This window comes from Streptomyces sp. MAR4 CNX-425, assembly GCF_048656465.1.
In the GTDB taxonomy this organism is placed as follows: Bacteria; Actinomycetota; Actinomycetes; order Streptomycetales; family Streptomycetaceae; genus Streptomyces.
The window spans coordinates 13,650-36,979 of sequence record NZ_JBMDLF010000006.1; the positions used below are offsets into that span (position 1 = coordinate 13,650).

The following is a 23,330-nucleotide window of genomic DNA, read 5'->3' on the forward strand; positions in this document are numbered from 1 at the left end:
GGCGAGGCTGTGGACGACGGCGACCGGGGCGGGGGCCGGACATCGGCGGACCCGGCCCGGTCGCGGGGCCTCACGACGATTGGAGCGACCATGACCGCAGTCCCGGACGCCGCCGGCGCGACCTCCGCCGCGGAGCCGGCGGCCGCCGGACCCCGCAGCCGCGGGCGCCGCCGCGCCGACACGGAGCACCGGCTGGAACACGACGTCGACCTCTGGGTGGCCAGCGCGGCGCCGGACGGCACGCCGTACCTCGTGCCGCTGTCGTTCTTCTGGGACGGCGAGGCGGTGTGGGTGTCCACCCCGGCGGAGAGCCCGACCGGCCTGAACCTCGCCGGGACCGGCGTCGCGCGGCTGGCGCTGGGGCGGACGCGGGACGTGACGGTGATCGACGGGGCGGTCGAGGTCTTCGACCTCGATGCGCTGCCGCGGGAGCACGGCGACCGGTTCGCGGCGAGCTCCGGCTTCGACCCGCGCCGTCAGGGCGCCCGGTACCGCTGGTTCCGGATCACCCCGCGGCGGATTCAGGCCTGGCGCGAGGCGAACGAGCTGCCCGGCCGCGAGCTGATGCGCGACGGCCGCTGGCTGGAGTGACGCCGCCGCGGCAGGCACACCGTGTGTCGCGCCTCACACCGCCCGGGGCGGTGCCGTGGAACAACCGGAGGATCCCTCCCGTTGAAGGGGCTGTGGGTACGGAGGGAACAGTGTCCCCGGGCCTCACCTCCCGCCCGTGGGGAAGATCGTTCGGCTGAAGCCCCACGGAGCCTTTCGCCGCGAGGCGACCGCCCTCCGTATCCACCTCTGGTCAGCCCCGGTCGGATCCCCCCTCCGGCCGGGGCTTCCGCCTGTCCGGCGCCGTGCACCGCGCGGCCGAAGTGGGAGGCGGCACGGCGGGGATCCTCGCGATCGGTCGTAGGCTCGGGGTATGCGTGAACGCAGCGGGGACGGCAGCGCGGGGGACGCGGACTACGGGGCGATCGGCTCCGGCTACACGGAGTACCGGCGGCCCGACGCGCGTATCGCGGCGGCCGTCGCCGCGGCGCTCGGCGGCTGCCGCACGGTGGTCAACGTGGGCGCGGGGGCCGGCGCGTACGAGTCGGGGAGCTTCCGCGTGACCGCGGTCGAGCCCTCGGCGGCCATGCGCGCCCAGCGGCCCGCCGCCCTGCCGCCCGCCGTCGACGCGGTGGCCGAGGACCTGCCGTTCGCCGACGACGCCTTCGACGGCGCGATGACGACCTTCAGCGCGCACCAGTGGAGCGATCTCGCCGGCGGCCTGCGGGAGATGCGGCGCGTCGCCCGCGGCCCGGTCGTCGTCCTCACCTGCGACCCCGCCCTCGTACGGGACTTCTGGCTGTACGAGTACGCCCCGCTGGTGCTGGACGCGGAGGCCCGGCGGTATCCGGGGGTCGCCGAGATCACGGACCTGCTCGGCGGCCGGGCTTCGGTGACGCCGGTGCCGGTCCCCGCGGACTGCACCGACGGCTTCAACGAGGCGTACTTCGCGCGCCCGGAGCGCATCCTCGACCCCGGCGCGCGGCGGGCGTGCTCCGCGTGGAGCTTCGTGGCGCCGGAGGTGCGGCAGCGGTACGCGGACCACCTGCGCCGTGATCTCGCCTCGGGCGCCTGGGACGAGCGGCACGGCGCGCTGCGCGACCGGCCCGCCTACCACGGCTCCCTCGTCCTCGTACGCGCCGTCCCCGCGCCCTGACCCGGGCGGGCGCGCCCCGGCCGCCGCGCCCTACGTGCCCGGGCCCTTCTCCTCGCCGATGGTGTCGGGGAGCGCGATGTCGTCCAACTCCCGCCGCAGGGCCTCCTCCTGCGCGGACAGCGGCACGTCCGGGCAGAGCCGCTCGGGGTGTCCCGGTACGGGTCCCGACGGGGACGGCGGCGGGTCGGGGAGGGACACGGGGATGAACAACCACACCCGGCCGAGGGCGATGAAGGCTTCCTGCAGCACGCGCAGCAGCCAGGCAAGGGCAGCAACCATCCGGGCAGGGTGTTGTGCGGCGCCAAAGCCCCGCCAAAGTCCGGCTGGTCGAGGCCGGTCCGGCGGGCCGGCAGCGCCGCGGCGGGGTGCCCGGGGGCGTGCCGCCCGGCTCGCGCGCCGTCCGTACGCCCTTCCCCGCTCCCGTGAGCGGGCGACAGCGATCATGTACAGATGCGATTGTCTCAGGGGATGTATACTCCGCAGCACCACAGCAGTCCGGGATGAACGATGCAAAACAGACCTGGACATCGCCTTGCCGGCCGAGAAAACCCTGTCTTGCACAACCAAACCCAACCTGTGAAACAATCAACCGAATATGCGGTACGGCGCTTCCCCTGAGCGCCGTATGACCTGGACTTGCTCAGGTGCACTCCTTCACACGGTGAATGAATTGCACCAACGGGAGGTGAGTAATCCGGTATGGCTTTCGTCATCCGTGCGGCCGAATTCGAGGCACTGCGGGCTGCTTTTTCTCGCTGTCTCCACGGAATGTCGCGCACCATTCTGATCGAAGGCGGCGTGGGCTGCGGCAAGAGCGCCCTGTTGCACGCCATCACCGAACACGCGGCCGACATGGGCGCGACGGTCCTCAGCATCCAGGGCAGAAGCGTGTCGGCGCACCCGCCCATCTCCCTCTTCCAGCAGCTCGTCGCGCAGGTGCCGGCCCCGCCGGCCGGCGCCGGTCCCCCGGGGGCCACTCCCGCCCTGCAGTTCAGCGCCGCGCTGCCGCATGTCGCGGAGAACGGCGCGGTGGTCATCAGCGTCGACGACGTACAGGACATCCCCTGGTCGGAGCTGGACTTCCTGCTCCAGGCGGTCAGCTGGCACCGCAGCCGGCGCACCCTCGTCCTGCTCTCCCACTGCCCGCACCTGCGCCATCGCGACCAGCCGGTGAAGACGGAGCTGCTGCGGCGGCCGAACGCGCAGCGCATCCACCTGCGGCCGCTGGACGAGCGGGGGGTGCGGGCGGCGGTCGCCACCCGCGTCAACCGCCCGCACGAGCAGTGGATCGAGGTGCTGCACCACCTCAGCGGCGGCAGCCCGCTTCTGCTGCGCGCGCTCCTCGAAGACCTCCGGGAGGAGGACATGGAGACGCGGCCCACGGGCGCGGAGTCGTCCGCGGAGCTGGGGATGTACGGGCGCGCGGTCGTCTCCTGCCTCTACCGCAGCGGCGCCACCGCGGTGGAGCTGGGGCGGCTGATCTCCGTTCTCGGGGAGTCCGCGTCGCCCGAGCTGCTGTCGCGCATGACCCGCATGTCGCCGGCCGTGCTGGACCAGCAGCTGGAGGCGCTGCGCGTCGCCGGCGTCCTGGACGGCGTGAATTTTCGGCACGGGAGCGCGCCGCGGGAAATTCTTGCGGATCTGGGGACCTTGCAGCGAAACGAACTGCACCGGCGCGCGGCCGTCGTGCTCAATAATTCGGGCAGTCCCACCACGGACGTGGCGCACCATCTTCTCGCCGCCCAGCACGCGGCGGAACCGTGGCAGCGGTCCGCGCTGCGCGACGCCGCGGAGACGGCCATAGGGCAGGAAAACATCCGGCTGGCCGTCAGGTATCTCGAACTGGCGCTGGAAAACAGCCCGAGCGGCCCGGATCGTATCGAGATATATCTGCGGCTGGCGCTCGTCACGCAACGCATCAGCCCCGCGGCCACCGAAATCCGGCATCTGACGGCATTGCTCGGCGCGTTCCACGCGGACAAAATGCCCAGCACGGCGTACGACGGACTCGCGGACCTGCTTTTCAGCTACGGCAAAATTGAGGAGGCGTTCACCGTCCTCCGGCGGCAGGGCGCCGAGTCGACCGGGGCCGACGTCCGCGCCAGCGACCATCCCAGCGTCGCGTGGCTGTGGGGGTGGTACAGCAACCACTCGGGCGAGCGCCGGGAGGACGGCCGGCCCCCGCCGCCGCCCGGCGAAGCCGGCGGGGCGGGCCCGTACTCACCGGCGACCTCGCTGTTCAAGACCTTCGAGGGCTCGTTCCTGTACGGCGACCGGACCGACTGGGCCGCCGCGGCCGAGAACCTGCTGGAGGTCTCGACGCTCTCCGACTCGACCGTCTGGTCGCTGACCTGCGCGGTCAAGGCCCTGGTGATCGCCGACCGGCTCGACGCGGCCTGGCAGTGGTGCGAGTGGCTGGTCAAGGAGTCCGCGAGCCGGGACGCACCCGGCTGGCAGGCCATCTTCTCGCTCCAGCAGTCGATGATCGCGCTGCGGCAGGGGAAGCTGGCGGCCAGCATGGAGTGCATCCGGGTGGTGGAGAGCGTCATCACCGAGCGCAGCACGGGCTACGCCTGCGCGGCCGAGACCGTACTCGCCTCCCTGCACATGGAGATGGGGCGCTACGACGAGGCGGCGCGGGTATTCGCCAAGCCGATTCCGCCCGCGTGGGAGAAGAGCATCTACTGGCTCAGCTATCTGTGCGTCCGCGGCAGCTTCCATCTCGCCACCAACCGGCCGCACTCGGCGCTCTCCGATTTCCTGCGCATCGGGAAGGTGGCCGAGCACGCCCTCGTCGACCACCCCTCGATCGTGCCGTGGCGGCTCTACGTCGCCCAGGCGTGGCTGCACCTGGGTGACAAGAAGATGTCTGCCCGCATGCTGGACGAGCACACGGCGCGCACCCCCGGCCACGGCGGCCACCATCACGCCATGGTGCTGCGGCTGCGGGCGCGGATGGCGCCGCCGCACGAGCGGCCCGGCCTGCTGTTCCGGGCGGTCGACGAACTCCTCACCACCGGCGACCGGTTGGACCAGGCGCGTACCCTGCACGAACTCGCGACGGCGCTGCGCGACCTCGGCCACGGGTCCTGGGCCGCCAGGGCGCAGGGCGCGGCGGTGCACATCGCCCGCGCCTGCCTGCCCGATCAGGCCGTGGCGCGGGCTCCGGCGCCGGAGCGGGCGGACCGGTCCGCGCCGGAGCCGCCGGAGGGCCAGAAGCTGCTGACGCGCGCCGAGCACCGGGTGGCGGCGCTGGTGGCGAAGGGGCTGACCAACCGTCAGGTCGCCGGGCGGCTGCACATCACCGTGAGCACGGTCGAGCAGCACCTCACCCGCATCTACCAGAAGCTCGGCATCTCCCGGCGCGCCGACATCGGCAAGCGGCTGAAGAACATGCCGGCCTGACCCCGTCGGGTAGGGGCGCGGGACCACTCCCCCGCGCCCCTACCCACCCCCTCACTCCTTTAGCGGCCCTTTGTCTGGTCTCAACCGCCCCCGCTAGCCTCGGGGGTGACAAACGAGTCGGAGTGCTCAAGGTGCGCTTTCCCGCGTGTGCCGCCCTCTCGTCGCATCCGGGAGAGCGCGGGAAGGCATGGCCACGGTGCCCACACAGATCCCGATCGACGAGACGTGGCTGCGCCGCTTCGGCGCGGCCGACCGGCCGAGCGTACGGCTCGTCTGCCTGCCCCACGCGGGCGGCGCCGCCACGACGTTCTTCCCCTTGCAGCGGGCGCTGCCCCCGTCCGTCGACTTCGTCGCCGTGCAGTACCCGGGACGGCACGAGCGCCGGCAGGAGCAGCCGCTGAGCGACATCCACGCCCTCGCCGACCGGGTGGCCGAGGTCCTCCGGCCGCTGACCGACCTGCCGCTGGTGCTCTTCGGGCACAGCATGGGCGCGGTCGTCGGCTTCGAGACCGCCGCCCGGCTGGAGAAGGACGGCGCCAACGCGCCCGCCGGGCTGGTCGCCTCGGGCCGGCACTCCCCCGCGACGCCCCGCGCCGAGAACGTACACCTGCGCGACGACGACGGGCTCATCGCCGAGATCACCGCGCTCAGCGGCACCGACCCGCAGGTCCTGGCCGATCCCGACATGCGGGCGATGATCCTGCCGGCGCTGCGCGCCGACTACACGGCCGTGGAGAACTACCGCTACGACGAGAGCTTCGTGCTGCGCTGCCCGGTCTCCGTGTTCACCGGCTCCGCCGACCCCCGGGTCTCGGCGCAGGAGGCGGCGGCCTGGGAGTCGCTGACCACGGGCGCGTTCCGCGTCGAGCGGTTCGCCGGCGGCCACTTCTACCTCGACGGCGCGGAGCCGGCGGTGGCCGCGGCCCTCATGCGCGACGTCCGGGCGTTCACCTCCGCGGGCACCGCTCCGGCCCACTGACCGGGCGTACGGCGGGAGGGGACGTACGGCCGCGGGCCGGATGGTCTGGTGGGCTGCCGGTGGTCGCGGGGCCGACCGGGACGGCGGTGGCCCGCCGCTCGTGGTTGCAGGCAGTTCAGAGGTGCCGTCGGCGCGTTCCTCCGGGGAGGGCGCGAAGTCGCGTCGGGCATCCGGCCCGGCGGGGCAGCGGGCAGCTGCCGACGTGGGATCGAGTACCGCGCCCCGGTGGCGGGCCTGAGGGGGGAGGGCCGGCCGGGCGTCCAGAGCGGGAACGCCGGCCGGCCCTCGTCGTGCGGCCCGGACGTCAGGCCGACGGGTCCTCGGCGTCCCGGGGGCCGAACAGCTTCTCCGGGGCCTCCAGCTGGGCCTTGAGCCGCTGCAGGAACAGCAGCGCGTCGCGGCCGTTGAGGAGCCGGTGGTCGTAGGCGACGCCGAGGTTGGCCACGGTACGGGCCCGGACCGTGGCGTCCGCGTCCTGGACGAGTTCCTGCTGCGGCCCCGCGAGCGCCAGCGCGCACACCTGGCCGGGGAACACGAACGGCACCGCCGCCACCACGTCCGCGTCGTTGTGCAGGGTGACGGTGATGTTGCCGCCGGACAGTTCGGACTCGCGGAAGGTGCCGGTCATCGCGGTGCGCCGGTAGCCGGAGACGGCTTCCACGATCTCCTCGAAGGCCAGCTCCGAGGCGCGTCGGACCACCGGTACGAACAGGCCCTTGCCCACGTCCATCGTCACCCCGACGTGCGCGGCCTCGGACTTCACGGCCGTACGGTCGTCCGCCAGCCGCGCGAAGAACAGCGGGAACGATTCGTGCGCGCGGGAGACCGCGGTCAGCAGCAGCTCCGGCAGGCCGATCAGCCGGCGCATCCGCCGGGCGGCCGCCGAGGCGCGCCGCTGGGCTTCGCCGACGTCCACCTTCACCACGGTGTACGCGGCGGGGATCGTCTGCTGCGAGCGGACCACGGAGCGGCCGACGGCCTGCTGCACGGGCGGCAGCGCGTGGGCCAGCGCCGGGTCGACGCCGCTGCCGACGGCGGTGTCGTCGGGCCCGGCCGGTCCGGCGCCGGACCGCTCCTCCTCCCGGATACGGGCCGCGAGCTGCTCGACGTCGGTGCGCCGGACGACCTTCACGCCGAGGGCCAGGACCCGGTCCTCGGGCACCCCGAGTTCGGTCATGAGTGCCCGCGCGGGGTTGGTGACGGTGACCGCGGCGTCGGCCGTGGCCGCCGCCGCGGGGGCCGACGCGGGTGCCGGGCTCTCCCCGGGGGCGAGGACGTGGCCGATGACGTCGCCGGGGGCGCAGGTCGTACCGGTGGGCGCCGCCCGGTGCAGGGTGCCCTCCGCCGGGCACTCCAGCTCCTCGGCGGCCTTGGAGGTTTCGACCACGACCACCGGGTCGCCCTCGGCGACCGGCTTGCCCTCCTCGACCAGCCAGTCGACGAGCGTGTAGTCGGTGTCGTTGTTGTTCAGTTTGGGCACCCGGATCTCAGTCACGCAGAGCCTCCACTACCGCTCGCCGAATCGTGTCCCCGGACACCAGCACCTGCTCCTCCAGGTGCGCGGCGCTGGGGATGATGCTGTCCTCGGAGTGCACGAGGGTCACCGGCCGGGGCAGCTTCCCCCACAGCCGGCGGTGCACCTGCTGCGCCACCTCCGCGCCCCAGGTGCCGCCCGCGGTGCTCTCCTCCGCCACGCAGACCGCCGGCGCCGCGCCGAGGGTGCCGAGCAGCGGGCCGAGGTCGAACGGGTACAGGCGGGTGGGCACGAGGAGCAGCGCGGTGATCTCCTCCTCGACCAGCAGGTCGCGGACGGCCTCGCAGGCCCGGTGCGCCATGCCGCCGGGCGCGATCAGGACCACGTCGTACGTGTCCGGGTCGTCGACGTACACGCGGGTGACGTCGGGCGCGTCGGGGTGCCGGTCGTAGGAGAGGAGGTCGTCGACGACCCCGTCCTCGAACATCTGCCGGGTGTAGAGCACCTTGTCCTCGAAGAGCATGGCCGGTTCGGCCTGCGCCACGATGCGGGTCAGCAGCTCGTACGAGTCGTGGAAGGGCGACATCTCGTACAGCGACAGGCCGGGGGCGCCGATGAAGTGCTTCTGCAGGCTCTGGCTGTGGGTGGCGCCGTAGCCGCGGCGGCCGCCCATCGGGCAGCGCACCACCAGCGGCATCGGCACGCGGCGGCCGTACATGGAGACCGACTTGCTGGCGAAGTTGACGATCTGGTCGAAGGCCAGGGCGACGAAGTCGCCGAACATGATCTCGACGACGGCCACGTCGCCGGCGAGCGCGAGGCCGGCGCCCGCGCCGACGATGCCCGACTCGCTGATGGGGGTGGTCAGGACCCGGTCGGGGTGGCTGTCGCTCAGGCCCTTGGTGACCTTGAACGCGCCGCCGTACGGGTCGGCGATGTCCTCGCCGAGTACGTACGCCTCGGGCACGGTCGCCAGGAGCCGGTGCAGCGACCGGTTGATGTTCTCCGCTACTCGCACGAACCGCTCCACACCGCGGGCGGCCGGCCGGCCACGTCCCGCGCGATCTCGTCCACCTCGGCGCGTATCTTGGCGTCCCACCGCTCGAACTGCTCGGGGAACGCGGCCCGGTAGCGCCCGTACCAGTCGTGTTCACGCGCCCGGTCCACCTGCGCGCGCGTCCGGGTGTCGTCGCCCTTGCTGTGCGGGCCGACCCGGTGCGTGGCGAACTCGACGACCAGCGGGGCGCGTTCCGCCCGCACCTGCGCGAGCAGCGGCGCCAGACCGGTCCGGATGACGTTGACGTCGGCCGACTCCACCCGGTAGTGGCGCACGCCGAAGGCGGCGGCGCGGCCGGCGACCGTGCCGGCCATGTTCGTCTCGGCGGGTGTGGACTGGGCGATGCCGTTGTGCTCGACGGCCACGAGCAGCGGCACACGCCACAGCTGGGCCATGTTCAGCGCCTCGTACACGGAGCCCTCGCCCCAGGTGCCGTCGCCGATGAACGCGCAGACGAGCGCGCCCGGGTCGGCCCGTACCTGGTGCAGTCCGACGCCCACGGCCACCGGGAGGCTCTCGCCCTGCACGCCGGTGGACAGGTAGCGGTCGCGCAGGATGTGCTGGCTGCCGCCGACGCCGGAGCAGACCGCGCCCTGCCGGCCCATGATCTCGGCCAGCAGCCCGGCCGGGTCGCGGTAGCGGGCGAGGTAGTGGCCGTGCCCGCGGTGGTTGCTGAAGACGTAGTCCCGCTCGTCCAGCAGCGGGCGCAGCGACACCGGCACGTACTCCTGGCCCAGGCAGGTGTGCGTGGTGCCGTTGAGGGCGCCCTGCCCGAAGAGGTCGAGCAGCTTGCGCTCGAAGTGCCGGATGAGCAGCAGGAGTTCGAGGTCCTCGTCGGCCGCCTCGGTGAGCGGCGGCGGAGGCGCCGCCGCGGTGGCGCGGGGGGCGGCCGGTGGTGCGGTCATCGCGTGGCCGCCGCCGGGTCGATCTCGACGATCGCCCGGGCCAGGTCGGCGATGGACTGCGTCTCGATGAAGGTCTCCAGCGGCACGTCCACGCCTATGTCGCGCTGGATGCGCATCGCGATCTCGATGATCAGGATCGAGCGGGTGCCGAGGTCGGGCAGATCGCCGTCGACGCTCAGCCCGCCGACGTCCACCTGATGTGTCTCCAGGACATCCCGCCAGATGGCGAGCAGCCGCTCGGACAGCGGCACGGGCGTGAGGGTGCTGGTCATCGTGAGGACTTCCTGTGCTCAGTCGGATCAGTCGGATTCGTACGACGGGCTCGTTCGCACACGCCACGACCACGCCACGACGGCGGGCGCCACGCCGGCCTCAGCGTGGCCGCGCGCACTAAAGCCCAGCTAAGACCACCCGTAGCTCCGCGAACCGCCTCGGACGGGGCTTAGCTGGGCTTTAGTGACCGTGCTTAGCGTCGAGCCGCTTCCATGGATCAAGTAGCGCTCTCCTGCGTACCGGGACTCCGCTCGCCGTCACGCGCCGGTCCCCGTACGGACCACGCAGGCGGCGCGGACCGATCTCTGCGCGGCTCGGGATCGGGCCCGCGAACGCTGTGAAAGGGCTGACGGTAGCGGATGAGCATGAGCACCGAAGACAAGCTTCGCGACTACCTGAAGCGCGTCACCGCGGACCTCCGCCGCACCCGGCAGCGGCTCGACGCCGCCGTCTCCGGCGAGCAGGAGCCGGTCGCGATCATCGGCATGGCCTGCCGCTACCCCGGCGGGGTCGCCTCCGCCGACGACCTCTGGCGCGTGGTCCGGGAGGGCGAGGACACCGCCTCCGCCTTCCCCACCGACCGCGGCTGGAACATCGAGCGCGCCCTCGGCAGCTCCGAGACGCTACTGCCCGAGGGCCGCGACCCCCAGGGCTTCTTCCTCGACGACATCGCCGGCTTCGACGCCGACTTCTTCAGCATCTCCCCGCGCGAGGCGCTGGCCATGGACCCGCAGCAGCGGGTGATCATGGAGATCGCCTGGGAAGCGCTCGAACACGGCCGGCTCGCCCCCGGCTCGCTGCGCGGCAGCTCCACCGGCGTCTTCATCGGCGCCACCCACCAGGACTACGGCCCGCGGCTCAGCGACCCCGCCGAGGGCGTCGAGGGCCAGCTCATGACCGGCTCGCTGCCGAGCGTGATCTCCGGCCGGGTCGCCTTCGCGCTGGGCCTGGAGGGCCCGGCGCTGAGCGTCGACACGGCGTGCTCGTCCTCGCTCTCGGCGCTGCACCTGGCGTGCCAGTCGCTGCGCCAGAAGGAGTGCAACCTCGCCCTGGCGGGCGGCGTCACGCTGATGCCGACGCCGGGCATGCTGGTCGACTTCGAACACCAGGGCGGGCTCGCCCCGGACGGCCGCTGCAAGGCGTTCGCGGAGGCCGCGGACGGCACGGGGCTCGCGGAGGGCGCCGGGATCCTGCTGGTCGAGCGGCTGTCGGACGCGGTACGCAACGGGCACCGGGTGCTGGCGGTGGTGCGCGGCTCGGCGATCAACCAGGACGGGGCGTCCAACGGGCTGTCCGCGCCGAACGGCCCGTCGCAGCAGCGGGTGATCCGGCAGGCGCTGACCAATGCGGGTCTGTCGACCTCGAACGTGGACGCGGTCGAGGCGCACGGTACGGGGACGACGCTGGGCGACCCGATCGAGGCGCAGGCGCTGCTCGCGACGTACGGGCAGGAGCGGGCGGACGGCGCGCCGCTGTGGCTGGGGTCGGTCAAGTCGAACATCGGGCACACGCAGGCCGCCGCCGGGGTCGCCGGTGTCATCAAGATGGTGCAGGCCATGCGGCACGGGGTACTGCCCCGGACGCTGCACGTGGACGAGCCGTCGTCGCACATCGACTGGTCCACGGATGCGGTACGGCTGCTCACCGAGCCCACGGACTGGCCGGAGGCGGCGGAACGGCCGCGGCGGGCGGCGGTGTCGGCGTTCGGGATCAGCGGGACGAACGTCCACGTGATCGTGGAGCAGGCGCCGGGCGCGGAGGCCGCCGAGACCGCGGCGGATGCGGTTGAGCCGGGTGGTGTGGTGGCGTGGCCGGTGTCCGGTCGTACGCCGGAGGCGTTGGCGGCGCAGGCGGGGCGGTTGCATGCGCACCTGAGTGAGCACGGCGAGATCAGCGCGGCGCAGGCCGCGCACAGCCTCGTCGCTACGCGTTCCGCGCTTGATCACCGGGCCGTGGTCGTGGGCGCCGAGCGGGACGAGCTGCTGGAGGGACTGGCGGCGGTGGCGGCGGGTGAGCCGTCGGCGCGGGTGGTCGGCGGCAGTGTGCAGCCGGGTGGGAAGACGGTGTTCGTCTTCCCGGGTCAGGGTGCGCAGTGGGCGGGCATGGCCGCGGACCTGGTCGACGCCGAGCCCGTGTTCGCCCAGGCCATCGCGGAGTGTGAGACGGCGCTGTCGGTGTACGCGGGCGACTGGTCGCTGACGGACGTGCTCGCCGACCCCGAGGGGGTGTTGCTGGAGCGGGTGGATGTGGTCCAGCCCGCGCTGTTCGCCGTCATGGTCAGCCTGGCGCGGCTGTGGCAGCACCACGGCATCCAGCCCGACGCCGTCATCGGCCACTCCCAAGGCGAAATCGCCGCCGCCCACATCGCCGGCGCCCTCACCCTCGACGACGCCGCGAAGGTCGTCTGCCTGCGCAGCCAGGCCATCCGCGCGCTGTCCGGCAAGGGCGCGATGGCGTCCGTCGCGCTGCCGCACGACGAGGTCGCGGACGCCATCGCCGCCTGGGACGGCAAGCTGTCCGTCGCGGTCGTCAACAGCCCCACCGCCACCGTCATCTCCGGCGACACCGACGCCGTACAGGCATACCTCGCCCAGTGCGAGGAAGCGGGCGTACGCAACCGGCTGCTGCCCGTCGACTACGCCTCCCACGGCCCCCACGTCACCGAACTCCGCGACACGATTCTGGACGCGCTCGGAGGGCTGGCGCCTGCGGCGGCGTCGATTCCGTTCTACTCGACCGTCACCGGCGGGGAGTTCGACACCACCGGCCTGACCGCCGACTACTGGTACACCAACCTCCGCGAGACCGTCCGCTTCCACGACACCCTCACCCACCTCATCGACACCGGCCACACCACCTACGTCGAGACCAGCCCCCACCCGACACTGACGACGGCCATCACCGACACCGACACTTCGGTCACCGCCACCGGCACCCTCCGGCGCAACGAACACTCCCCCACCCAACTCCACCTCGCCCTCGGGCACGTGTACGCCCACGGCGCCCCCGTCGACTGGCACACCACCCCCACCACACCCGCCGACCTCCCCACCTACCCCTTCCAGCACCAGCGCTTCTGGCTCGACGTCCCCACCGCTGACGGCGACCCCGCCGCCCTCGGCCTCCAGAGCACCGACCACGCGCTTCTCGGCGCGACCATCCAACTCGCCGACGACACCAGCCGGTCCACCGTCTTCACCGGCAGCCTCAGCCTCCGCACCCACCCCTGGCTCGCCGACCTCCAGGTCGGCGGAACGGTCGTCCTCCCGGCGGGCGCGTTCGTCGACCTCGCCCTGCACGCGGGCTACCACACGGGCCACCAGCACCTTTCCGCGCTGGAGATCCACCGCCCGCTGCCGCTGGCCGAGCAGCGCGGCGTACAGCTCCAGGTGATGACGGCCCCGCTGCCCGACACCGCGGAGCGCCGCGTCACCGTCCACGCGCGCGAAGATGCCGACGAGCCGTGGGTTCTCCACGCGACCGGCTCGCTGACTCCCGCCGTTCCCGTCCCCACCGACGAGCTCGCCGCCTGGCCGCCCGCCGATGCGCAGCAGCTCGCGGTTGCCGACGTCTACGCCGAACTGGCGGCGCGGGGCATCGAGTACGGGCCCGCCTTCCAGGGGGTGACGGCGGCATGGCGCGCGGGCGAGGACCTGTACGCCGACGTGCGTCTGGACGCCGACACCGCGCCGCAGGGGTACGGCCTGCACCCGGCCCTGCTGGAGGCCGCCCTCCAGGTCTTCGGTGCCGCCCCGCGCACCGCTGGCGGCAACGGTGTGCGGCTGCCGGTGAGCTGGCAGGGCGTCAGCCTGCACGCCGCCGACGCCACATCCCTGCGCGTACGGCTCCGCCCGACCGGCCCCGGTACGGCGTCCCTCCTGCTGGCCGACGCCGCGGGGCGCGCGGTCGCGGAGGTCGAGCGCGTCGCCCTCGGCGAAGTCGACACGGCACGGCTGTCGGCCACCGACACCGGTGTCCGCAACCGCCTCTTCGCGGTGGAGTGGTCGCCCGCCTCGCGGCCGTCCGCCGTCGACGCCATTCCGTCGACGTGGACGGTTCTTCCCGTCGGCGCGGCGGCGGACGCCGTACCGTCGTCGGGGAGCCTGTCGGCTCTGGAGGCCGTCGACCCGGACAGCCCGCTGCCCGCCCAGGTCCACCACGTCGCCGGACAGGCCCTCGGCTTCGTACAGGAGTGGCTGGCGGACGAGGCGAACGCGGATCGCCGTCTCGTCGTCGTGACTCGGCAGGCCATGGCCATCACCGACGACGATGACGTCACCGATCCGGTGCACGCCCCGCTGTGGGGCCTGGTCCGGAGCGCGCAGAGCGAGAACCCCGGTCGTATCGTCCTCGTCGACACGGACGGGCACCCCGACAGCCGGTCCGCCCTGCCCGCCGCCCTCACCCTCGACGAGCCGCAGCTCGCCCTGCGTGAAGGCGACGCGTACGCCCCCCGGCTCGTCCGCCACACGCCTGCCGCTCAGGACCTCACACTCGACACCGAGGGCACGGTCCTGGTCACGGGAGGCACCGGCACGCTCGGGGCCCACACCGCGCGCCATCTGGTCGCCGCGCACGGCGTACGCCACCTGCTTCTCACCAGCCGCTCCGGACCCGACGCGGCCGGAGCCACAGAGCTGCACGACGAACTCACCGCCCTCGGTGCCGACGTACGCATCACCGCCTGCGACACCGCCGACCGCGACCAACTCGCCACACTCCTGGCCACCATCCCCGACGACCACCCCCTGACCGCCGTCTTCCACACCGCCGGCACCCTCGCCGACGCCACCCTGCACAACCTCACCCCCGACCACCTCACCACCGCCCTGCGCCCCAAAGTCGACGCCGCCTGGCACCTGCACGAGCTGACCGAACACCTCAACCTCGACGCCTTCGTCCTCTACTCCTCCGCCGCCGCCACCCTCGGCGCCCCCGGCCAGGCCAACTACGCCACCGCCAACACCTTCCTCGACACCCTCGCCACCCACCGCCACCACCACGGACTCCCCGCCACCTCACTCGGCTGGGGCCTGTGGGCCGAGACCAGCGGCCTGACCGGCGGGCTCGACGACACCGACGTCGCCCGCCTGACCCGCAGCGGCCTCACGCCGCTGACCACCGAGCAGGGCCTCGCCCTCCTCGACACCGCCCTCACGTCCGCCTCCGTCCACCTTCTGCCCATCGCCCTCAACACGGCGGCCATCGACCCGGACGTCGCACCGGCGGTGCTGCGCGGGCTCGCCCGCCGGCGGCGCACCGCGGCCACGGCGGTGGGCGCGGGGGGCGGCTTCGCGGAGCAGTTGCGCGGGCTGTCGGAGTCGGAGCAGCGGGACCGGCTGCTGGACCTCGTCGTCTCCCACGCGGCAGTCGCCCTCGGGCACGCGAGCAGCGCCTCGCTGGATCCGCACCGGCCCTTCCGCGAGTTGGGCTTCGCTTCTCTCACGGCCGTCGAACTGCGCAACCGCCTCGCCAAGGCGCTGGGCGTGGCGCTGGAGACGACCGTCGTGTTCGACTACCCGACGCCCCACGCCCTCGCCGACCACCTGCGCGAGACGCTGCACCTCACCGGCGCCGCGCCGCAGCGGGCGATGGCGGCCGCGCGGGTAGTGGACGACGAGCCGGTCGCCATCGTGGGCATGGCCTGCCGCTTCCCGGGCGAGGTTCGCTCGCCCGAGGACCTGTGGCGGCTGCTTCTCGACGGTGGCGACGCGGTGGGCGATTTCCCGGTCAACCGCGGCTGGGACCTGGAGTCGCTGTACCACCCGGACCCGGACCACCCCGGGACCTCGTACGTCCGCAGGGGCGCGTTCCTCCACGAGGCCGCGGACTTCGACGCCGAGCTGTTCCACATGAGCCCGCGCGAGGCCCTGGCCACGGATCCGCAGCAGCGACTGCTGCTGGAGACGGCCTGGGAGACCTTCGAGCGCGCGGGCATCGACCCGCAGTCGATGCGCGGTACGGGCACGGGCGTGTTCACCGGCGTGGTCAACCACGACTACCTGAGCCGGCTCTCCTCGGTCCCGGAGGAGTTCGAGGGCTACCGGCGCATCGGTACGGCGCCGAGTGTGGCGTCGGGTCGGGTGGCGTACGCGTTCGGGCTGGAGGGTCCGGCGGTGACGGTGGACACGGCGTGTTCATCGTCGCTGGTGGCGCTGCACCTGGCGGCCCAGTCCCTCCGCCAGGGCGAGTGCGACCTCGCGCTGACGGGAGGGGTGTCGCTCATGGCGAGCCCGGACCTGTTCGTGGAGTTCAGCCGGCAGCGTGGGCTGGCACCGGACGGACGCTGCAAGCCGTTCGCGGGCGCGGCCGATGGGACCGGCTGGTCGGAGGGTGTCGGTCTGCTGCTGGTGGAGCGGCTGTCGGACGCGCGGCGCAACGGGCACAAGGTACTGGCCGTCCTTCGCGGTTCGGCGGTGAACCAGGACGGGGCCTCGAACGGGCTGACCGCGCCGAACGGCCCGTCGCAGCAGCGCGTCATCCGGCAGGCGGTCGCCAATGCGGGTTTGTCGGCATCGGACGTCGATGCCGTGGAGGCGCACGGTACGGGGACGACACTGGGCGACCCGATCGAGGCGCAGGCGCTGCTGGCCACGTACGGGCAGGACAGGGCTGCGGACGCGCCGCTGTGGCTGGGCTCCGTGAAGTCCAACATCGGCCACACCCAGGCCGCCGCCGGCGTGGCAAGCGTCATCAAGATGGTCATGGCGCTCCAAGAGGGCGTCCTGCCCAAGACGCTGCACGTGGACGAGCCCTCGCCGCACATCGACTGGTCCGCCGGTTCGATGCGCCTCCTCACCGAGCACGTCGCGTGGCCGGAGACGGCGGGGCCGCGCCGGGCGGGGATCTCGTCGTTCGGGATCAGCGGCACGAACGTCCACATGATTCTGGAGCGTGACGCCGAGCCCGAGGAGGCGTCGTCCGTCGCCGCGGCGGACGGTACGTCGCCGGTGGCTGCCGGTCCGGTGGTGTGGCCGGTGTCCGGGCACACCCCGGAAGCGCTGGCCGCACAGGCCGGGCAGCTGCGGGCACACCTGAGCGAGCACCCGGAGACCGACGTGCGTGCGGTGGCCGCCTCGCTGGTGCGTTCGCGTGCGGTGCTGGATCACCGGGCGGTGGTCATCGGCGCCGACCGTGAGGAGCTGCTGGCCGGGCTGGAGGCCGTCGCCCACGGCGAGGGCTCGGACCGGGCGGTGGTGGGGCGGTACCGGGCGGGCAAGCTCGCGGTGCTGTTCACCGGCCAGGGCGCCCAACGCCCCGGCATGGGCGCCGAACTCTACGACACGTACCCCGTGTTCGCCGAAGCGCTGGACCAAGCCTGCGCGGCCCTGGATACCCACCTGCCGCGGCCGCTCAAGCCCCTGATGTTCGGGCAGGACGCCGAACTGCTGGACGACACCACCTACACCCAGCCCGCGCTGTTCGCCTACGAGGTGGCCCTGTTCCGGCTGGCGGAATCCTTCGGGGTACGGCCGGACTTCCTGGCCGGGCACTCCATCGGAGAACTCACCGCCGCCCACCTGGCCGGGGTATGGACCCTGGCAGACGCCGCGCGGCTGGTCGCCACCCGCGGGCGGCTGATGGGCGCCCTGCCCGCCGGTGGGGCGATGCTGTCGGCCACCGCCCCCGTCGACACCCTCACCCCCCTGACCGACGGCACCGGCGTGGAGATCGCCGCAGCCAACAGCCCGACGCACACCGTTCTTACGGGCGCGGCCGATGCCATCGACACTGTCGCCTCACGGTGTCAGGACGCGGGGCTGCGGGCGCGCAGGCTGCGGGTCAGCCACGCCTTCCACTCCGCCCACATGGACCCCATCCTCGACGACTTCCGCCAAGCCGTCGCCGACACCCCCACCCAGGCCCCCGCCCTGCCGGTCATCTCCAACCGCACCGGACAACCCCTCACCCCCGAGCAGGCCGCCTCCCCCGACTACTGGGCCGAACAACTCCGCCACACCGTCGGGTACGCGGCCGTGACCGGCTGCCTCGAAGAGTCCGGGACCACCGCCTACCTCGAACTCGGCCCCGACACCACCCTGACCACCCTCACCACCGACACCCTCACCACCCCCGCCACCGCCGTCGCCGCACAACACCGCGACCACGGACAAGCCCACGCCTTCACCACCGCCCTCGCCACCCTCCACACCACCCACACCCCCCTCACCTGGCCCACCACCACCCACACCACCCACCTCCCCACCTACCCCTTCCAACACCACACCTACTGGCTCCACGACACCCCCACCCCCAACCTCACCGCCACCGGACTCACCCCCACCGAACACCCCCTCCTCAGCGCAGCCGTGGACCTGGCCCGTGGCGACACCGCCGTGTTCACCGGCAGCCTCAGCCTCCGTACGCACCCGTGGCTCGCCGACCACGCCATCGCCGGCCGCGCCCTCCTCCCCGCGACCGCCTTTGTCGATCTCGCGCTGCACGCGGGCCTGCACCTCGGGTGTCCGGCGCTTGCCGACCTCACCCTCGCGGCCCCGCTCGTGCTGCCCGCGCGCGGCGCCGTTCAGGTGCAGGTCACGGCGGTGGCGCAGGACGGCCCCGGTGCCTCCGGGGCCCGGAGCGTCACCGTCCACTCGCGCGCGGAAGGCACCGAGGAGCCCTGGACCGAGCACGCCACCGGGCTGCTGGAGCCCGAGACGGACGCCGCCCGGTCCGTGCCCGCCCCCGTGGAGACCTGGCCGCCGGCCGACGCCGAGCCGCTCGACGTCTCCGGTCTCTACGACGGCTTCGCCGCCCAGGGCTACGCCTACGGTCCCGGGTTCCAGGGCCTCACCGCCGCCTGGCGCGGCGACGGCTGCGTGTGGGCCGAGATCGACCTCGACGCCGCCGCGGACGTGGACGGCTTCGGCGTCCACCCCGCGCTCCTCGACGCGGCGTTGCACACGCTCGCGCTCGACCCCGTCACCGCCGGCCACACCGCTGACGAGGTCAAGCTGCCGTACACCGTGTCCGGTGCCCGGCTGCACGCCACCGGTGCGTCGGCGGCCCGCGTGCGGCTGACGCCGACGAGCCCGACGACGGCGACCGTGGCGCTGTTCGACGCCTCGGGTCGGCCCCTGCTGGACATCGACGTGCTGACGCTGCGCGCCGTCGACCCGCAGCGGCTACGGGCCGGGGCCGCCACCGACCGGGGTGGCCGGCTGTTCGCCGTCGAGTGGTCGGAGCTGGAGCACGCGGACGCCGCCGCGACACCGGCGGTGCGCGTCTTCGCCGCCGGGCCGGACGCGCAGGATCTTCCCGTACCGGCCGAGCCGCTGCTGCCTCCCGTCGAGCCCGGGATGCCGCTCGACGAGCGGGTCTCCGCTGTCGCCGGGCACGCCCTGCGGGTCGTACGGGAACGGCTGGCGGCGGACGACGCCACCGAGACGTACGCGGTCGTCACCCGACACGCCGTCACCACCGGCCCGTCCGGGGACGTCGACCTGGTACACGCGCCGCTGTGGGGGCTGCTGCGCAGCGCCCAGAGCGAGCACCCGCACCGCATCCTCCTCGTGGACGTGGACGACGATCCGGCGTCGGCCGGCGCGCTGCCCGTCGCGGTCGCCGCGGCGGTCGCCCGGGGGGAGTCGCAGGTGGCGATCCGGGCCGGCGTACCGCTGGTCCCCCGTCTGAGCCGGTACGAGCCGTCCGGCGAGCGGCCGGTGGCGTTCCGAGCGGACGGCACCGTCCTGGTCACCGGCGGTACCGGTGCGTTCGGTTCCCGCCTCGCCCGGCACCTGGTGAGCGCGCACGGGGTACGTCACCTGGTGCTCGCCTCCCGGTCGGGGCCGGACACCGAGCGGGCCGCCGCCGTACGCCGCGAACTGGCCGAGCTGGGCGCCGAGGCCACCGTCGTCGCCTGCGACGCCGGCGACCGCGAGAGCCTCGGCGCACTCCTCGACGCGATCCCCGCCGAGCGCCCGCTGTCCGCCGTCGTGCACGCGGCGGGGGTGCTGGACGACGGCCTCGTGGACTCCCTCACCCCCGAGCAGCTGGCGCGCGTGCTGCGGCCGAAGGCCGACGCGGCATGGCACCTCCACGAGCTGACCCAGCACCTCGACCTGGACGCGTTCGTGCTGGTCTCGGCCGGTGCCGCCACGCTGGGGACGCCCGGTCAGGCCAACTACGCCGCCGCCAACGCCTTCCTCGACGCCCTCGCCGCGCACCGGCGCGGCCTCGGTCTGCCCGCCGTCTCCCTCGCGTGGGGTTTCCTCGCCGAGGACGCGGGGATGACCGGCGGGCTCGACGAGGCGCAGCGGGCGCGGCTGGTGCGTCACGGGGTGGTCCCGCTGGCGCCGGAACGGGCGCTGGAGCTGTTCGACGCCGCGCTCGCCGCCGCGGACGCGCCCGCGCACCTGCTCCCGGTCGCCGTGGACGCCGCCGCCCCGGCGCCGGATGCCCTCCCGCCGCTGCTGCGGGGGCTCGTACGGCGGCGCCGCGCGGTCGGCGCCGCGGCGTCGGGTCGTACGCCCGCGTCCGCGGCCGGGAACGGCGACGGGGACGGGGCCGCCGGGCTGGACGCGCTGACCCCCGAGACCCGCCTCGTGCGGCTGACCGAGCTGGTCGCCGCCCGGGTGAGCGCTGTCCTCGGGCACGCGGACGGCCGTTCGCTCGACCCCGGACAGACCTTCGGCGACCTCGGCTTCGACTCGATGACCGCCGTGGAGCTGCGCAACCAGCTCACCGCCGCCACCGGCCTCCGGCTGCCGTCCACGCTGATCTTCGACTACCCGACGCAGGAGGCCCTTGCCGCCTACCTGAACAGCAGGTTCACCGGCCCGGACACCGCGCGGACCACCGCCCGGGAACAGCGCCAGGACGACGACCCCGTCGTCATCGTCGGCATGGCCTGCCGCTACCCCGGCGGCGTCACCTCCCCCGACGACCTGTGGCGGCTCCTCGCCGACGGGCGGGACGCGATCAGCGGCTTCCCCGCGAACCGCGGCTGGGACCTTGAGGCGCTGTACGACCCGGACCCGGACCGGCCGGGTACGTCGTACGTCCGCGAAGGCGGGTTCCTACACGACGCGGGGCAGTTCGACCCCGCGGTGTTCGGCATGAGCCCGCGCGAGGCCACGGCGATGGACCCGCAGCAGCGGCTGCTGCTGGAGACGGCCTGGGAGACGTTCGAGCGGGCCGGGATCGACCCACGCTCGGTGCAGGGCAGCCGGACCGGTGTCTTCGCGGGCGTCATGTACAGCGACTACGCGGCGCGGTTCCTTCCGAACGCCCCCGAGGGGTACGAGGGGCAGATCGGCAACGGAAGTGCGCCGAGTGTGGCGTCGGGTCGGGTGGCGTACGCGTTCGGGCTGGAGGGTCCGGCGGTGACGGTGGACACGGCGTGTTCGTCGTCGCTGGTGGCGCTGCACCTGGCGGCCCAGTCGGTGCGCAGCGGGGAGTCCACGCTCGCGCTGGCCGGCGGAGTCACGGTCATGGCGACACCGAGCACGTTCGTGGAGTTCAGCCGCCAGCGTGGGCTGGCACCAGACGGGCGCTGCAAGCCGTTCGCGGGCGCGGCCGATGGGACCGGCTGGTCGGAGGGTGTGGGGCTGCTGCTGGTGGAGCGGCTGTCGGACGCGCGGCGCAACGGGCACGAGGTGCTGGCGGTGGTGCGCGGGTCGGCGGTGAACCAGGACGGCGCGTCGAACGGCCTGACCGCGCCGAACGGACCGTCGCAGCAGCGCGTCATCCGCCAGGCACTGGCCAATGCCGGTTTGTCGACATCGGACGTCGACGCCGTGGAAGCCCACGGCACCGGTACGACGCTCGGCGACCCCATCGAGGCCCAAGCCCTGCTCGACGTGTACGGGCAGGGGCGGGTTGAGGGTGCGCCGTTGTGGCTGGGGTCGTTGAAGTCGAACCTGGGGCACACGCAGGCGGCGGCGGGTGTCGCGGGTGTGATCAAGATGGTGGAGGCGATGCGGCACGAGGTGCTGCCGCGGACGTTGCATGTGGATGAGCCGTCGCCGCATGTGGACTGGTCCGCGGGTGCGGTGGAGTTGCTGACCGAGCAGCGGCCGTGGGTGGTGGACGGGGCGCGTCCGCGGCGGGCGGCGGTGTCGTCGTTCGGGATCAGCGGCACGAACGCGCACGTGATCATCGAGCAGGGCCCGGCGGCGGACGAGCGTACGCCCAACGCCCCGGAGGCGGTCCCGGGCCCGGTGGTGTGGCCGGTGTCCGGGCACACCCCGGAAGCGCTGGCCGCACAGGCCGGGCAACTGCGGGCACACCTGAGCGAGCACCCCGAGACCGACCTGCACGCCGTGGCCGCCTCGCTGGTCCGCTCCCGTGCCGTGCTGGATCACCGTGCGGTGGTCATCGGCGCGGACCGTGACGAGCTGCTGGCCGGGCTGGAGGCCGTCGCCCACGGCGAGGACGCGCCCGGCACGGTCGCCGGGCGGTACCGGGCGGGGAAGCTGGCGGTGCTGTTCACCGGCCAGGGCGCCCAACGCCCCGGCATGGGCGCCGAGCTGTACGAGACGTACCCGGTGTTCGCCGAAGCACTGGACGAAGCCTGCGCGGCCCTGGACGCGCACCTGCCCCGACCGCTGAGGCCCCTGATGTTCGCCGAGGCGGGCACGGACGAGGCGGAGCTGCTGGACGACACGACGTACACGCAGCCTGCGCTGTTCGCGTACGAGGTGGCGCTGTTCCGGCTGGCGGAGTCGTTCGGGGTGCGGCCGGACTTCCTGGCCGGTCACTCCATCGGGGAACTCACCGCCGCGCACCTGGCCGGGGTATGGACCCTGGCAGACGCCGCGCGGCTGGTCGCCACCCGCGGGCGGCTGATGGGCGCCCTGCCCGCGGGTGGGGCGATGCTGTCGGTCACCGCACCCGTCGACACCCTCACCCCCCTGACCGACGGCACCGGCGTGGAGATCGCCGCAGCCAACAGCCCCACCCACACCGTTCTCACCGGCGCGGTCGAGGCGATCGAGGTGGTGGCGTCGCGGTGTGAGGACGCGGGGCTGCGGGCACGCAGGCTGCGGGTCAGCCACGCCTTCCACTCCGCCCACATGGACCCCATCCTCGACGACTTCCGCCAAGCCCTCGCCGACACCCCCACCCAGACACCCGCCCTGCCGGTCATCTCCAACCGCACCGGACAGCCGCTTACCGCAGAGCAGGCCGCGTCCCCCGACTACTGGGCCGGGCAGTTGCGGCACACCGTCGAGTACACGGCCGTGACCGGCTGTCTCGAAGAGTCCGGGACCACCGCCTACCTCGAACTCGGCCCCGACACCACCCTGACCACCCTCACCACCGACACCCTCACCACCCCCGCCACAACGGTCGCCGCCCAACACCGCGACCACGGACAAGCCCAGGCCTTCACCACCGCCCTCGCCACCCTCCACACCACCCACACCCCCTCACCTGGCCCACCACCACCCACACCACCCACCTCCCCACCTACCCCTTCCAACACCACACCTACTGGCTCCACGACTCTCCGGACCGCTCAACCGCCCCGCAGGGCTGGGATGCGGTCGAGGAGGAGTTCTGGCAGGCCGTCGAGCAGGGCGACCTCG

General features: G+C 73.5%; 9 protein-coding genes and 1 pseudogene. 5 read left to right on the top strand and 5 right to left on the bottom strand.

What is annotated here, in order from left to right; genetic code table 11:
- Positions 1–90 precede the first annotated feature (90 nt).
- Both ACHZ99_RS18295 and ACHZ99_RS18300 read left to right on the top strand, forming a co-directional pair.
- Positions 91–591 carry a pyridoxamine 5'-phosphate oxidase family protein gene (locus ACHZ99_RS18295; protein WP_420305700.1) on the top strand — a complete coding sequence of 167 codons (501 nt, stop codon included), beginning with the start codon at positions 91–93 and terminating at the stop codon, positions 589–591.
- Positions 592–922: 331 nt separating this feature from the next.
- Positions 923–1,705 (top strand): class I SAM-dependent methyltransferase, encoded by a 783-nt coding sequence (locus ACHZ99_RS18300; protein WP_420305701.1) that lies wholly within the window; start codon positions 923–925, stop codon positions 1,703–1,705.
- A gap of 30 nt (positions 1,706–1,735) precedes the next feature.
- Here ACHZ99_RS18300 and ACHZ99_RS18305 read toward each other — a convergent pair whose 3' ends face one another.
- Positions 1,736–1,984 (bottom strand): DUF6059 family protein, encoded by a 249-nt coding sequence (locus tag ACHZ99_RS18305; protein WP_420305702.1) that lies wholly within the window; start codon positions 1,982–1,984, stop codon positions 1,736–1,738.
- 420 nt (positions 1,985–2,404) lie between these two features.
- Here ACHZ99_RS18305 and ACHZ99_RS18310 point away from each other — a divergent pair, with 420 nt between their 5' ends.
- Positions 2,405–5,110: a LuxR C-terminal-related transcriptional regulator gene (locus tag ACHZ99_RS18310; RefSeq protein ID WP_420305703.1), complete on the top strand. Its 2,706-nt coding sequence runs from the start codon at positions 2,405–2,407 to the stop codon at positions 5,108–5,110.
- A gap of 187 nt (positions 5,111–5,297) precedes the next feature.
- Positions 5,298–6,089 (top strand): thioesterase II family protein, encoded by a 792-nt coding sequence (locus ACHZ99_RS18315; RefSeq protein WP_420305704.1) that lies wholly within the window; start codon positions 5,298–5,300, stop codon positions 6,087–6,089.
- A gap of 304 nt (positions 6,090–6,393) precedes the next feature.
- On the opposite strand, the gene ACHZ99_RS18320 is transcribed toward ACHZ99_RS18315, so the two are convergent.
- Genes ACHZ99_RS18320 through ACHZ99_RS18335 form a run of 4 tightly spaced genes read right to left on the bottom strand, consistent with a single transcriptional unit; the run spans position 6,394 to position 9,797 of the window.
- A complete protein-coding gene (locus tag ACHZ99_RS18320; RefSeq protein ID WP_420305705.1) occupies positions 6,394–7,584 on the bottom strand; it encodes a 2-oxo acid dehydrogenase subunit E2 in 1,191 nt (396 codons plus the stop codon).
- Complete coding sequence (locus tag ACHZ99_RS18325) at positions 7,577–8,581, bottom strand: alpha-ketoacid dehydrogenase subunit beta (RefSeq protein ID WP_420305706.1); 1,005 nt, start codon at positions 8,579–8,581, stop codon at positions 7,577–7,579. The genes ACHZ99_RS18320 and ACHZ99_RS18325 overlap by 8 nt, the downstream gene beginning before the upstream one ends.
- On the bottom strand, positions 8,572–9,525 hold the full coding sequence (locus tag ACHZ99_RS18330) for a thiamine pyrophosphate-dependent dehydrogenase E1 component subunit alpha (protein WP_420305707.1): 954 nt from the start codon (positions 9,523–9,525) through the stop codon (positions 8,572–8,574). Before ACHZ99_RS18330 ends, ACHZ99_RS18325 begins: the two co-directional genes overlap by 10 nt.
- Positions 9,522–9,797, bottom strand: a complete 276-nt coding sequence (locus ACHZ99_RS18335) for a phosphopantetheine-binding protein (protein ID WP_420305708.1) — start codon at positions 9,795–9,797, stop codon at positions 9,522–9,524. Before ACHZ99_RS18335 ends, ACHZ99_RS18330 begins: the two co-directional genes overlap by 4 nt.
- 384 nt (positions 9,798–10,181) lie before the next feature.
- Between ACHZ99_RS18335 and ACHZ99_RS18340 the strand changes: the two are divergent.
- Positions 10,182–23,144, top strand: a pseudogene (locus ACHZ99_RS18340) (SDR family NAD(P)-dependent oxidoreductase); the annotation flags it as partial.
- Between the last annotated feature and the right edge of the window lie 186 nt (positions 23,145–23,330).